The sequence below is a fragment of the Sphingomonas sp. PWP1-2 genome, from assembly GCF_049898305.1.
GTDB classification, from domain to species: domain Bacteria; phylum Pseudomonadota; class Alphaproteobacteria; order Sphingomonadales; family Sphingomonadaceae; genus Sphingomonas; species Sphingomonas glacialis.
Genome location: NZ_JAFCXM010000001.1, coordinates 661732 through 675325 on the forward strand (window position 1 = coordinate 661732; position 13594 = coordinate 675325).

The following is a 13594-nucleotide window of genomic DNA, read 5'->3' on the forward strand; positions in this document are numbered from 1 at the left end:
ATGGCGAAGGTAAGTTCTGTCAACAAGAACGAGCGTCGCAAGATGCTCGTCAAGAAGTACGCGCCTAAGTATGCGGCGCTCAAGGCAATCGCTGGCGACAACTCGCTCAGCGACGGCGAGCGGATCGAAGCCCGTCTGAAGATGGCCGAGATTCCCCGCAACGGGAACCCGACGCGCATCCGCAACCGCTGCGAGCTGACGGGTCGTCCGCGCGCTTATTATCGCAAGTTCCGCCTCTGCCGTATTCAGCTGCGCGATCTGGCCAACAAGGGCCTGATCCCGGGCGTTACGAAGTCGAGCTGGTAAGGATCAACAGATGGCATTGACCGATCCCCTGGGTGATATGCTCACCCGCATCCGCAACGGCCAGCGCGCGCGCAAGGACTCCGTCCTGACGCCGGGCTCCAAGCTGCGGGCCCGCGTTCTCGACGTTCTCCAGCGCGAAGGCTACATCCGTGGCTATAGCGAAGAGCAGATGGGCCCTGCGGCCGGCATCCGCATCGAGCTGAAGTATTTCGAGGGCCAGCCTGCGATCAAGCACGTTGCCCGCGTTTCGAAGCCTGGCCGTCGCGTCTATTCGGCTTCGACCGAACTGCCGCGCGTCATGAACGGCCTCGGCATCACCATCGTCTCGACGCCTCGCGGTGTTCTGTCCGACGCCGAAGCGCGCGAACAGAATGTCGGCGGCGAAGTCCTCGCGGAGGTGTTCTGATATGAGCCGCATCGGTAAAAAGCCGGTCGCGATCCCCAGCGGCGTGACCGCGACGATCGAAGGCCAGCAGCTCACCGTGAAGGGGCCCAAGGGCACCCTCGCGATGCCGCTGCGCGAAGAGATCAGCTATGTGCTCGAAGAGGGTGGCGTTTCGGTCAACCCCGCAAACGAGACCAAGCGTGCTCGCGCGTTCTGGGGCATGCAGCGTACCCTCGTGCAGAACCTGATCACCGGCGTGTCGGACGGCTTCACCAAGAAGCTGCTGATCAACGGCGTTGGCTATCGTGCTGCGGCGCAGGGCAAGAACCTGAACCTCAAGCTCGGCTACAGCCACGACGTCAACATCGACGTGCCGGAGGGGATCGAAGTCAAGACCCCCGACAACACGACGATCGAGATCTCGGGTTCGGACAAGCAGAAGGTCGGCCAGCTGGCAGCTGAAATCCGTCGTTGGCGCAAGCCCGAGCCTTACAAGGGCAAGGGCATCAAGTACGACGGCGAGTTCATCTTCCGCAAGGAAGGGAAGAAGAAGTAATGTCGACCAAGGGTATGTCTCTCTTCGAGAAGCGGCGCCGCCGCAACCGCACCGCGCTTCGTGCACGGGGTTCGGGCCGTCCGCGGCTGTCGATCCACCGCTCGGGCCGCCACATCTATGCGCAGATCATCGACGACGCCAAGGGCGTGACGATCGCTGCCGCTTCGACGCTGGAAAAGGACGTGCGCGACACGTCCGGCGCCAACCTCGACGCAGCGACCGGCGTCGGCACGCGCATCGCCGAAGCCTGCAAGGCTGCTGGCGTGACGCAGGTCGTGTTCGACCGCGGTGGCTTCCTGTTCCACGGCCGGGTCAAGGCGCTGGCGACTGCCGCGCGTGAAGCCGGATTGGAGTTCTAATTATGGCTGACGACAACATTCCGAACGAAATCGCAGCGTCGCCCGACGGCGCACCGGTTCCGCAGCAGGAAGCGCCGCGTGGTCGTGGTGGCCCTGGTGGCAACCGTGGCGGCCCTGGCGGCGGTCGTGGTCCTGGCGGCGGTGCGAACCGTGGCGGCCGTGACAACCGTGGCGGTCGCGACAATCGCGGTCGTGGCGGCCCTGGCGCCGACGATGGCGGCGAAGAGCTGATCGAGAAGCTGGTTCACATCAACCGCGTCTCGAAGACGGTCAAGGGCGGCAAGCGCTTCGGCTTTGCAGCACTCGTCGTCGTCGGCGACGGCAAGGGCCGGGTCGGCTTCGGTCATGGCAAGGCGCGCGAAGTGCCGGAAGCCATCTCGAAGGCGACGGCTGCTGCCAAGAAGGCAATGGTCCGAGTTCCGCTCAAGGAAGGCCGCACGCTGCATCATGACGGTAACGGTCACTTCGGTGCCGGTCTCGTCACGCTGCGCTCGGCGCCGGCGGGTACGGGCATCATCGCTGGTGGTCCGATGCGCGCCGTGTTCGAATCGCTCGGCGTTGCCGACGTCGTGACCAAGTCGGTCGGCACGTCGAACCCCTACAACATGATCCGGGCAACCTTCGAGGCGCTGACCTCGCAGGTTTCGCCGAAGTCGGTTGCACAGCGTCGCGGCAAGAAGATTGCCGACCTGCTGGGCCGTGGTGGATCCGAGACTGCCGAGGCCGATGCGGCCGCGGTTGTGGAGTAAGCGACATGGCAACCATCAAGATCACGCAGACCGGTTCGCCGATCCGCCGCGAAGCCGACCAGCGCGCAACGCTTATCGGCCTCGGCCTCAACAAGATGCACAAGACGCGTGAGCTCGAGGATACCCCCGAAGTTCGTGGCATGATCCGCAAGGTCGCGCATATGGTGAAGATCGAGGCGTAAGCCCGTTCTCAAGCCCTCTCCCGCTTTCGCGGGAGAGGGTTGGGTGAGGGTCTTCTTCTTTTGCGAAGCTCGCAGAAAAAGAAGGCCCTCACCGACTACGACTAGGCCCGCCTGAAGTAGGCGGACCAAGTCTCCGTTGCCTCTCCCGCATGCGGGAGAGGATACTGGGGACAGTCGGATATAGACAAACGCGGGGCAGGGGGCTAACGGCCCCTTTCTCCATTTTATCAGCGCGACAAAAGCGAAAGCGAGTGCACTCATGAAACTCAATGAAATCCGCGACAATCAGGGCGCGCGTAAATCCAAGATGCGTGTCGGCCGTGGTATCGGTTCGGGCAAGGGCAAGACTGCCGGTCGTGGCCAGAAGGGCCAGAAGAGCCGTGAAGGCGTCTCGATCGCAGGCTTCGAGGGCGGCCAGATGCCGCTCCACATGCGTCTGCCGAAGCGTGGCTTCAACAACATCTTCGCCAAGGACTATGCCGAGGTGAACCTCGGTGCGATCCAGGCAGCAGTCGACGCAGGCAAGATCGAAGCCGGCGCGACGCTCGACCATGACGCACTCAAGGCCGCTGGCCTGGCGCGTGGCGGCAAGGACGGCGTCCGTCTGCTCGCCAAGGGCGAGATGGCGGCTGTGCTCAGCTTCACCGTCGCCGGCGCGTCGAAGGGCGCGATCGAGGCAGTCGAGAAGCTCGGCGGCAAGGTCGACGTGATCCACGTCGTGCCGGCTGCCGAAAAGGCTGCCGCCAAGAAGGGCGTCAAGTATCGCGAGCGCAAGGCGCACAAGGAATCGTTCAAGGCCTGAACGCTTCGGGCCTGAGTTTCCCTGGCCGACGCCCACCGCCGCCATTCCCGCGAAAGCGGGAATCCCGCTTCTTCTTCTGCGTACGATAGCAGGAGAAGCGGGACCCCCGCTTTCGCGGGGGTGGCGGGCTGGGATGCACGGCAACACCGGGAAATATAACCGCAAGGTTAGACAAGCCCTTACGGGCCCCTATATGAGCGGCGGGGGGCGGTAACGCTTTCCGCCGTTTTTTGTTTCCTGACACCTGAGTTACCGGGACGATACGCAGCATGGCATCCGCAGCCGACCAGATGGCTTCCAGCATCAGCCTGTCGAAATTCGCACAGGCGACCGACCTCAAGAAGCGGCTGTGGTTCACCATCGGCGCGCTGATCGTGTTCCGCCTGCTGAGCTATGTTCCGCTCCCCGGCATCGATCCGACCGCGCTGACCGAGCTCGCGAATCGCACCAGCGGCGGCGTGCTCGATTTCTTCAACGCCTTCTCGGGCGGCTCGCTCAAGCGCGCCAGCCTGATCGCTTTGGGCGTCACCCCGTACATCACCGCCTCGATCGTGGTGCAGCTCGCGACCTCGCTGTCGCCGACGCTTGCCGCGATCAAGAAGGAAGGCGAGAGCGGGCGCAAGAAGCTCAACCAGTACACACGCTACGGCACCGTCGCGCTGACGATCATCCAGGGCTATTTCCTCACGCTCGGCTTCCAGAGCCAGGGCGTGGTGGTCGATCCGGGCCCGATGTTCATCGTCGGTTCGATCGTAAGCCTCGTCGGGGGCACGATGTTCCTGATGTGGATCGGCGAGCAGATCACCGCGCGCGGGATCGGCAACGGGATGTCGCTGATCATCATGGCGGGCATCGTCGCCAACCTGCCCACCACGCTATACAATCTCGCGCAGGGCGGCCGCGCGGGTAACCTCAACGGCTTCACGATCATCGCGATCGCGGTCGCCGTCGCGGGCCTGATCCTGTTCATCTGCTTCATGGAGCGCGCACAGCGCCGCATCCTGATCCAGTATCCCAAGCGCCAGACGCAGCGCGGCATGCAGTCGGACCGCAGCCATCTGCCGCTCAAGATCAACACCGCGGGTGTGATCCCGCCGATCTTCGCCTCGTCGCTGCTGCTGATGCCGCTGACGGTGATGCAGCTCGCGGGCAAGCAGACCGCCGGCGCCAAGGAAACTTGGTATGGTGACCTGGTCATCACGCTCAACCAGTATCTCCAGCACGGCAGCCTGGTGTACATGCTGCTCTACGGTGCCGGCATCGTGTTCTTCTCGTTCTTCTACACCGCCGTGGTGTTCAATCCGGAAGAGACCGCCGACAATCTCAAGCGGCATGGCGGGTTCATCCCCGGCATCCGTCCCGGCAAGAACACCGAGAATTATTTCGACTATGTGCTGACGCGGATCACCGTGATCGGTGCGGGCTATCTCGCGATCATCTGCCTGTTGCCCGAATATCTCGTGTCGGCGCTGGCGATCCCGTTCTACCTGGGTGGCACTAGCCTCCTGATCGTGGTCAACGTAACGATGGATACGGTGACGCAGATCCAGAGCCATTTGCTTGCGCATCAATATGGCGATCTGATCAAGAAGGCGAAGCTGAAGGGCGGGCGTCTGCGCTGAGCGCGACGCCGCCGAAGAGCGGGTCGAAGAGGGGATTGTGGCGTGAATATCATTCTGTTGGGGCCTCCGGGCGCGGGCAAGGGCACCCAGGCGAGCCATCTCGAGGCGACGCGCGGGATGATCCAGCTCTCGACCGGTGACATGCTGCGTGCGGCGGTAAAGTCGGGCAGCCCGGTCGGATTGCAGGCGAAGGCCGTGATGGAAGCGGGCGAGCTCGTCTCCGATGCGATTGTCTCGGGTATCATCGATGAGAAGCTTGCGTCGCTCGATCCCGCGCAGGGCGTGATCTTCGACGGCTACCCGCGGACCGCGGCGCAGGCCGAACAGCTCGACACGATCCTCGCCGGCCGCGGCCGCACGCTCGACAAGGTGATCGAGCTCGAGGTCAACGAGGACAAGCTCGTTGCGCGGATCGTCGGCCGGTACACCTGCGCGGTGTGCGGTGCGGGTTATCACGACCATTTCAAGCAGCCCAAGGTCGCCGAGACTTGCGACGTCTGCGGCAGCCACGACTTCAAGCGTCGTCCCGACGACAATGAAGACACCGTTCGCACGCGCATGGCCGAATATCGCGCCAAGACCGAGCCGATCATCCCGATCTACCAAGCACGCGGCCTGCTCGCGCGCGTCGACGGCATGGGCGAGATCGGTGCCGTGACGCACGCGATCGAAGCGATCCTCGACGCCGCCTGACCGCGGCGCCCGCTTCGGTCCCCGATTCATTCCAAATGACGATTTCGTCACCTCGCCGTCACCGCCGTGGCAGCCGCGCGGCGCCATACGGTGTGCATCGCCGAGTGCATGCGGCGGGAAGATTTGACGAGATCGGCACTCGCACTCCCGGGAGTGTCGTTGGCTGGCGGAAGGCTTGCTTTCCGCCAGCCTCATTTCATTCTAGGCACGAGGAAACCGCCCGGAATGCCACCTATGTCGCGTAAAATCCTGATCGTCGAAGACGATGCCTCGACCGCCGCCTATCTCGCCAAGGGGCTGGGGGAGGCGGGCTATGTCGTGCAGACCTGCGGCGATGGTCGCGACGGGCTGTTCCTGGCGAGCGAAGGCATTTTCGACCTGATCGTGGCGGATCGAATGCTGCCCGGCCTCAACGGGCTGGCGATGCTCGGCGCGATTCGCGCTGCGGGCGTCGCGACCCCCGCCTTGATCCTCTCTGCGCTCGGCACCGTCGACGACCGTATCGATGGGCTGAACGCCGGCGCCGACGATTATCTCGTCAAACCCTTCTCGTTCGCCGAGCTGACCGCGCGGATCGACGCGATCTTCCGGCGCGTCGACCGGGGCGGCACCGAGGGGCAGCCGACCAAGCTGTCGGTTGGGGACCTCGAGATCGACCTGCTCGCGCGCAGCGTCGTCCGGCAGGGGCGAACGATTGCGCTTGGCGCGCGCGAGTTTAACTTGCTCGAATATCTCGCGCGCCACGCCGGGCAGGTGGTGACGCGCACGATGATGCTCGAGAAGATCTGGAACTATCATTTCGACCCGGGATCAAACGTCGTCGACGTCCATATCGGGCGGTTGCGGCGCAAGCTCGAGGAAGGCTTTAGCGCGCCGATCCTGCATACCGTGCGCGGCGCGGGGTATCGGTTGTCGACCGAGCCTTGATCCGGCTTTCGGTCACCGCGCGGATCGCGCTGCTCGCGATCGGGCTGGCGCTGATCTCGAACCTCGTGCTCGTCGGGTTCGTGTGGAAGCTCGTCCATGACGACGCGATCGACGCGGTGCGGCGCGACACGATCGAGGAATCGGATGCGCTGGTCGCGGTCTATCGCACGGGGGGCCTGCCGGCGCTCGTCCGCGCGATCGAGGATGCGCAGGCGCCGAGCGATCCGACCAGGATCGTGATGGTGGTCGCCGCCGACGGCCGTCGGCTGGCGCAGGTCGGTCCCGCGATCGGGCATGTCGGGCGGGCGCCTTCGATCGGCTTCCATATTGGGCAAGTCGGCGATTCGATGCCGTGGTCCGAACGCGAGGCAGGCTACGCCGTGCGCCAGATCGGGCCCAATCGGCTGGTCAGCGGGCATCTGCTCGACGATTGGGAGGCCGAACAGCGCGGCATCGAACGCGCGCTGGCCGCCGCGACGCTGCTGTCGCTCGCGCTGGGGGTCGGGGGCGGTCTCGTCGTCACGCGCTATGTCGGGCAGCGGCTCAACCGCGTCACCGACGTGATCGAGGGGGTCGCCGAGGGCGATCTGTCGCGCCGCGTTCCCAATGCGGCGAGTGGCGGGGACGCGTTCGACCGGCTCGCGCTGCGGCTCAACGCGATGCTCGACAAGACCGAACGGCTGATGACCGAATTGCGGATCGTCACCGACGGGCTCGCGCACGATCTCCGCTCGCCGCTCGCGCGGCTACGCGCAAAGGCCGAGGCGGCGGTGTTGCAGGCCGATCCCGCGCAGCGCGAGGCAGCGATGGGCGGGCTGCTGATCGAGACCGACCTCGTGATGCGGATGCTGTCGACGATGATCGAGATCACGCGCGCCGAATCGGTGCCGCGCGACCGGCTCGCGCCGATTGATCCCGCCGCATTGATGGAAGAAATCGCCGAATTGTACGCGCCAGTCGTTGAGGATGCAGGAATGCGCTTCGAGGCGGTGATCGAATCCGGCGCGCCGCGCATCGTGCTGCACCGCGAATTGATGACGCAAGCGCTCGCCAATCTGATCGACAATGCGCTGCGCCACGCCGGGGCGGGCGGGGCGATCACCTTGCGGCTGGCGATCGCGGGGGGCGAGGCGCGCTTCCAGGTCGAGGATCGCGGGCCCGGCATCGCCGAGGCTGACCGCGCGCAAGCGCTGCGTCGGTTCGGTCGGCTCGACAGTGCGCGCAGTTTGCCGGGGGCGGGGTTGGGGATGGCGCTGGTCGAGGCGGTCGCGCGGTTGCATGACGGGCGGATCGCGCTGGGCGACAATGCGCCGGGGCTGGTCGCAGCAATCGTCGTGCCGGTGACGTTGTGATAACGGGCGGTTTTTGGTAAGAAAGGCCATGGGTGCCGAGCAAGCCATTCGAGCCGCCGACGCCTCCGTGGAGGAGGGCGATCCTGTTCGTCATCTGATCACCGTCGATGAATTTCTGATCTTGGACGAAGCGGGGGCTTTCGAAAATGTCGGACGCGTGCAGCTCATCGATGGTGAGATCTTCGTCATGAACGCGGTTCATCGCCCGCACGCTAAAGCGCAGGCCGAGATCTTGATTGCCATCAGTCTCGGTGTCCGAAAGTTGAAAGCCAACCTCACGGCTTATGCACCCGTCTCGACGCACCTCGACGATCACAGTCTGCCCGAGCCTGATGTCGTCGTAGCGACGATTGAAGACGATCGCTTCGTCTCGCGCGACTCGGTTCGGCTTGCGGTCGAAGTGTCGAGCAGTTCGCTGCAGTTCGACCTTGGACGAAAGGCCCGCCTGTATGCGCGGACGGGTGTACCCGAATATTGGGTCGTCGATGTCGTCGCTCGAAAGATTATCCGAATGGCGGGCCCGGAAAACGAAACCTACGCGCAGCGCGACGAGTTTGCATGGGGCGCTCCCGTGCCGTCCGCGACCATCCCCGATCTGCTCGTCGACACTACAGCGCTCGCTTGACAGCACCCGAGTCGGGGCTTACCGAGCCTCTATTCCGAAACACCGGTCTCCGGCGGCGCTGTTTGCGTGCGCCGGTGTCGTGCGTTACGGTATTCAACGCGTCGAGATGGGGTCTGCAGCCATGCAGCCCCGTGGAGCAGGAGAAAAAGTTCATGGCACGTATCGCCGGGGTCAACATCCCGACCAACAAGCGCGTCGTTATTGCGCTCACCTACATTCATGGCATTGGCAACACCAAGGCCAAGGAAATCGTCACCAAGCTGAACATCCCGATGACGGCGCGTGTGCAGGACCTGACCGATCAGGAAGTGCTCCACATCCGTGAGGCGATCGACGCTGACTACACCGTCGAAGGCGATCTGCGTCGCCAGGTTGCGATGAACATCAAGCGCCTGATGGATCTCGCTTGCTATCGCGGCCTGCGCCATCGCAAGGGCCTGCCGGTTCGTGGCCAGCGCACGCATACCAATGCGCGCACCCGCAAGGGCAAGGCTAAGCCGATCGCCGGTAAGAAGAAGTGAGCTTGAGCCGCGGGTGACCGCGGCTCGCTCCTCGTTCAGGATTTAGGATTTCAAAATGGCACGTGAACCACAGCGCATTAAGCGGCGCGAGCGCAAGAACATCACCTCGGGCGTCGCCCATGTGAACGCAAGCTTCAACAACACCATGATCACGATCACCGATGCCCAGGGCAACGCGATCTCGTGGTCGTCGGCCGGCGCAATGGGCTTCAAGGGCTCGCGCAAGTCGACTCCGTACGCAGCGCAGGTCGCTGCCGAAGACGCCGGCAAGAAGGCTGCCGAGCACGGCGTCCGTACGCTCGAAGTCGAAGTGAAGGGCCCGGGTTCGGGCCGTGAGTCGGCGCTTCGCGCGCTGCAGGCGGTCGGTTTCCAGATCACTTCGATCCGCGACGTGACCTCGATCCCGCACAACGGCGTGCGTCCTTCGAAGCGTCGTCGCGTCTGATTTCTCTCGGGCGTGCGCGGTTGATCGCGCTGCACGCCCGGGATTCGTAATTGGTCGGCATTGCGCAGTGCCGACCCAAAACCAAGGGATAGCCTATGTCCGTCAATGCAAAGAACTGGCAGGAACTGAAGAAGCCGTCCGGCCTCGAGAAGAAGTCCGGTGATGGCAAGCGCAAGGCAACCTTCGTCGCCGAGCCGCTGGAGCGTGGTTTCGGCCTGACGCTCGGCAACGCGCTGCGTCGCGTTCTGCTGTCGTCGCTGCAGGGGGCAGCGGTCACCTCGATCAAGATCGAGAACGTGCTGCACGAATTTTCGTCGCTTGCCGGCGTTCGCGAAGACGTGACCGATATCGTGCTCAACGTGAAGCAGATCGCTTTGCGCATGCAGGGCGAGGGGCCCAAGCGCCTCCAGCTCTCGGCAACGGGTCCGGGTGCGGTCACGGCTGGCGACATCGCGGTGACGGGCGACATCGAGGTGATGAACCCCAAGCTGGTGCTGTGCCACCTCGACGAGGGCGCGACGCTCAACATGGAATTCACCGCTGACGTCGGCAAGGGCTATGTCGCTGCCGTCGCCAACCGTCCGGCCGATGCGCCGATCGGCCTGATCCCGGTCGACGCGCTGTATTCGCCGGTCAAGCAGGTGAGCTACAAGGTCGAGAACACTCGCGTCGGGCAGGAGCTCGATTACGACAAGCTCACGTTGACGATCGAAACCGATGGCACGATCACGCCTGAGGACGCCGTTGGTTACGCAGGTCGCATCCTGCAGGACCAGCTCGCGCTGTTCGTCCACTTCGACGATTCGTCGGTGACGCGTTCGGCTCCGATCGGTCACGCTGCTCCGGCGGCTGCGGCTGGCGAAGTGTCGGGCGACACGCAGCAGATCAACCGCTACCTGCTCAAGAAGGTCGACGAGCTCGAGCTTTCGGTGCGCAGCGCCAACTGCCTCAAGAACGACAACATCATCTATATCGGCGATCTGGTCCAGAAGACCGAAGCCGAGATGCTGCGTACGCCGAACTTCGGCCGCAAGTCGCTCAACGAGATCAAGGAAGTGCTGTCTTCGATGGGGCTCCGCCTCGGGATGGAAATCCCGGGTTGGCCGCCTGAGAACATCGAAGAGATGGCGAAGAAGCTCGAGCAGGAAATCATGGGCTGAGCCGCACAGGATTAGCGCACGCTAATTCTGAGACGGCGTAAGCCCGGCCGGCGTCGCTTGCGACGTCCGACGACGCGGTTTCGCCGCGGCGGGCGCGAGTAGAAGAAGACCCTCACCCAACCCTCTCCCATGAAGAATGGGAGAGGGCTACGGTCAGCAAGACGGCGATAGGTGGCGGCCATAACGGTCACCTGGTCTGGGGTACCTCACACGGCCCCCTAACGAACGAAGGAAATCACCATGCGTCATCGCGTAGGCGGTCGTAAACTGCAGCGTACCTCGGCACATCGCATTGCGTTGTTCCGCAACATGTCCGCTGCCCTTATCAAGCACGAGCAGATCACCACCACCGTCGCCAAGGCGAAGGAACTGCGTCCGTACATCGAGAAGCTGATCACGCTCGGCAAGAAGGGTGGTCTCAGCAACCGCCGCCTGGCGCACGCACGGCTGCTCGACGATGCGCAGCTGATCAAGCTGTTCGACGTTCTGGCAACGCGCTATGCCGATCGCAACGGCGGCTACACCCGCGTGATCAAGGCCGGCATCCGTATGTCGGACGCGTCGCCGATGGCCGTCATCGAATTCGTCGACCGCGACGTGAGCGCCAAGGGCCAGGATTCGGGCCCGGTGATCGTCGACGGCGAGTATGACGAGGCCGCATAAGCCTTCGTTGCTTTGCAGGTTGAGAAAGGAGTCGCGCTCGGTAGAGTGCGGCTCCTTTTTCCGTTTCGGAGCCCTACATGCGCTTGACCCTGCCGCTGATCGCTCTCGTTCTCGCGGCCCCCGTGCAACTACAGGCCCAGACCATGCAATATCCCGAGACCCGCCGTGTGCCACAGGTCGATGAACAGTTCGGCGTCAAGGTCGCCGATCCGTATCGCTGGCTCGAGAACGACGTCCGCACCGATGCCGAGGTGGCGAAGTGGGTCGCCGACGAGAATGCCGTCACCAGCGCCTATCTGGCGACGCTGCCGGGCCGCGACGTCTTTGCCGCACGGTTGAAGCAGCTGCTCGATTACGAGCGGTTCGGCGTGCCGGTGAAGAAGGGCGGTCGCTACTTCTATACGCGCAATGCCGGACTGCAGAACCAGGCGGTGCTCTATGTGCGCGATAGCGTCGATGGGGCGGGCCGGGTGCTGGTCGATCCCAACGGCTGGTCGAAGGACGGCGCGACGGCGCTCGCCGAATGGACCCCGTCGGAGGACGGCCGCAAGCTGCTCTATGCGGTGCAGGACGGCGGCACTGACTGGCGTACCGTAAAGGTGCTCGACGTCGCGAGCGGCGGCATCAGCGACCAGATCGACTGGGTCAAGTTCTCGAGCCTGTCTTGGGCGAAGGATGGATCGGGCTTCTATTATTCGCGCTTCGCTGCACCCGCCCAGGGCGCCAAGTTCCAGGCGCTCAACGAGAACCAGCAGGTCTATTTCCATAAGCTCGGCACGCCGCAGAGCGCCGACTCGCTGATCTACGCAACCCCCGATCGGCCCAAGATGGGCCATGGTGCGATCGTGACCGACGACGGCAAATGGCTCGTCATCACGACGCATGAGGGCACCGACAATCGCTACGAGATCACCGTCATCGATCTCACCGCGCCCAAGCTCGCGCCGCGCACGATCTTCAAGGGGCTGCAGAACCAGTGGACCTTCGCTGGCAATGTCGGCGGCAATTTCTACTGGCTGACCAACAAGGACGCGCCGCGGCTGCGGATCGTCGCGACCAACCTCTACGCGCGCTCGGCCGAGGTGCCTGAGCATGAGGTGGTGCCACAGGGCAAGGACGTGCTCGACGGCGCGTCGATCGTCGGCGGCAAGCTGCTGCTGTCCTATCTCGCCGACGTGAAGAGCGAAGTGCGTCGCTACACGCTCGACGGCAAGCCCGATGGCGTCGTGCCGCTCCCCGGTATCGGCGATGTCGGCGGCTTTGGCGGCGACCCCGACGATCCCGAGACCTTCTACGCCTTCACCAGCTTCGCCAGGCCGACGACGATCTATCGCTACGATGTCAGCACGGGCAAGGCGACGCCGTGGGCGGCGCCCAAGGTCGCGTTCGATCCGTCGCGCTATGCGGTCGAGCAGCGTTTCTACGCGTCGAAGGACGGGACCAAGGTCCCGATGTTCATCGTCAAGCGCAAGGACGTGACGGGCCCCGCGCCGACGCTGCTCTATGCGTATGGCGGCTTCAACATCTCGGTGACGCCGGCGTTTTCGGCGACGCGGATCGCGTGGCTCGAGCAGGGTGGGGTGTTCGCGGTCGCCAACATCCGCGGCGGCGGCGAATATGGCAAGCCGTGGCACGACGGCGGCCGGCTCGCCAACAAGCAGAACGTGTTCGACGATTTCATCGCGGCGGGCGAGTATCTGAAGGCGCAGCATATCACCGGCGCGGATCAGCTCGTCATCCAGGGTGGATCGAACGGCGGTCTGCTCGTCGGGGCGGTGACCAACCAGCGGCCCGATCTGTTCGCGGCGGCGCTGCCAGCCGTTGGCGTGATGGACATGTTGCGCTTCGACCGCTTTACCGCGGGGCGTTATTGGGTCGACGATTATGGCTATCCGTCGAAGGAAGCCGATTTCAAGACGCTCTATGCCTATTCGCCGTATCACAACATCCGGCCGGGCAAGCCGTATCCGGCGATCCTGGCCGAGACGGCGGATACCGACGACCGCGTCGTGCCGGGGCATACGTTCAAATATACGGCCGCGCTGCAGGCGGCCGACCTGGGGCCGAAGCCGCGGCTGGTGCGGATCGAGACGCGCGCGGGGCATGGGTCCGGCAAGCCAACCGACAAGGTGATTGCCGAGACGGCGGATGCGTGGGCGTTCGCGGCGAAGTGGACCGGGTTGCAGGTGAAGCCGGTGCAGTAAACTCCGCCGTCACCCCGGCCTTGTGCCGGGGCCCACCGTGCCG

The 13594-nt window shown here is 64.2% G+C and carries 17 protein-coding genes; all 17 read left to right on the top strand.

Annotated features, from left to right (window positions below):
* The 17 genes from rpsN (at window position 1) to ACP7C5_RS03375 (ending at window position 13551) form a co-directional block, all read left to right on the top strand.
* Window positions 1–306, top strand: coding sequence for a 30S ribosomal protein S14 (gene rpsN, locus ACP7C5_RS03295; RefSeq protein WP_010185506.1), 306 nt, complete (start codon window positions 1–3; stop codon window positions 304–306).
* A 10-nt stretch (window positions 307–316) separates the two neighbouring features.
* Window positions 317–712: a 30S ribosomal protein S8 gene (gene rpsH / locus ACP7C5_RS03300; protein WP_010185507.1), complete on the top strand. Its 396-nt coding sequence runs from the start codon at window positions 317–319 to the stop codon at window positions 710–712.
* A gap of 1 nt (window position 713) precedes the next feature.
* Entirely contained in the window at window positions 714–1247 is a 534-nt protein-coding gene (gene rplF / locus ACP7C5_RS03305) for a 50S ribosomal protein L6 (protein ID WP_010185508.1), read from the top strand.
* Complete coding sequence (gene rplR, locus ACP7C5_RS03310; protein WP_010185509.1) at window positions 1247–1606, top strand: 50S ribosomal protein L18; 360 nt, start codon at window positions 1247–1249, stop codon at window positions 1604–1606. The genes rplF and rplR overlap by 1 nt, the downstream gene beginning before the upstream one ends.
* Window positions 1607–1608: 2 nt before the next feature.
* Window positions 1609–2355: a 30S ribosomal protein S5 gene (gene rpsE, locus ACP7C5_RS03315; protein WP_133189625.1), complete on the top strand. Its 747-nt coding sequence runs from the start codon at window positions 1609–1611 to the stop codon at window positions 2353–2355.
* Between the two features lie 5 nt (window positions 2356–2360).
* A complete protein-coding gene (gene rpmD / locus ACP7C5_RS03320) occupies window positions 2361–2537 on the top strand; it encodes a 50S ribosomal protein L30 (protein WP_010164564.1) in 177 nt (58 codons plus the stop codon).
* 259 nt (window positions 2538–2796) lie between these two features.
* Complete coding sequence (rplO, locus tag ACP7C5_RS03325) at window positions 2797–3339, top strand: 50S ribosomal protein L15 (RefSeq protein ID WP_426263166.1); 543 nt, start codon at window positions 2797–2799, stop codon at window positions 3337–3339.
* 269 nt (window positions 3340–3608) lie between these two features.
* Window positions 3609–4961, top strand: a complete 1353-nt coding sequence (secY, locus tag ACP7C5_RS03330) for a preprotein translocase subunit SecY (protein ID WP_133189623.1) — start codon at window positions 3609–3611, stop codon at window positions 4959–4961.
* Window positions 4962–5003: 42 nt separating this feature from the next.
* Window positions 5004–5654 (top strand): adenylate kinase, encoded by a 651-nt coding sequence (locus tag ACP7C5_RS03335; protein ID WP_426263167.1) that lies wholly within the window; start codon window positions 5004–5006, stop codon window positions 5652–5654.
* A gap of 234 nt (window positions 5655–5888) precedes the next feature.
* Entirely contained in the window at window positions 5889–6581 is a 693-nt protein-coding gene (locus ACP7C5_RS03340; RefSeq protein WP_133189619.1) for a response regulator transcription factor, read from the top strand.
* On the top strand, window positions 6578–7933 hold the full coding sequence (locus ACP7C5_RS03345; RefSeq protein WP_189675327.1) for a sensor histidine kinase: 1356 nt from the start codon (window positions 6578–6580) through the stop codon (window positions 7931–7933). The genes ACP7C5_RS03340 and ACP7C5_RS03345 overlap by 4 nt, the downstream gene beginning before the upstream one ends.
* Window positions 7934–7961: 28 nt before the next feature.
* Window positions 7962–8558, top strand: a complete 597-nt coding sequence (locus ACP7C5_RS03350) for a Uma2 family endonuclease (RefSeq protein ID WP_426263168.1) — start codon at window positions 7962–7964, stop codon at window positions 8556–8558.
* A 152-nt stretch (window positions 8559–8710) separates the two neighbouring features.
* Window positions 8711–9079 carry a 30S ribosomal protein S13 gene (gene rpsM, locus ACP7C5_RS03355; RefSeq protein WP_010185518.1) on the top strand — a complete coding sequence of 123 codons (369 nt, stop codon included), beginning with the start codon at window positions 8711–8713 and terminating at the stop codon, window positions 9077–9079.
* Between the two features lie 55 nt (window positions 9080–9134).
* Window positions 9135–9524, top strand: coding sequence for a 30S ribosomal protein S11 (rpsK, locus tag ACP7C5_RS03360; RefSeq protein WP_010164557.1), 390 nt, complete (start codon window positions 9135–9137; stop codon window positions 9522–9524).
* Between the two features lie 95 nt (window positions 9525–9619).
* Window positions 9620–10684 (top strand): DNA-directed RNA polymerase subunit alpha, encoded by a 1065-nt coding sequence (locus tag ACP7C5_RS03365; RefSeq protein WP_133189613.1) that lies wholly within the window; start codon window positions 9620–9622, stop codon window positions 10682–10684.
* Between the two features lie 240 nt (window positions 10685–10924).
* Complete coding sequence (gene rplQ / locus ACP7C5_RS03370) at window positions 10925–11347, top strand: 50S ribosomal protein L17 (RefSeq protein WP_133189611.1); 423 nt, start codon at window positions 10925–10927, stop codon at window positions 11345–11347.
* Window positions 11348–11424: 77 nt separating this feature from the next.
* Window positions 11425–13551, top strand: coding sequence for a prolyl oligopeptidase family serine peptidase (locus tag ACP7C5_RS03375; protein WP_426263169.1), 2127 nt, complete (start codon window positions 11425–11427; stop codon window positions 13549–13551).
* Window positions 13552–13594 lie beyond the last annotated feature (43 nt).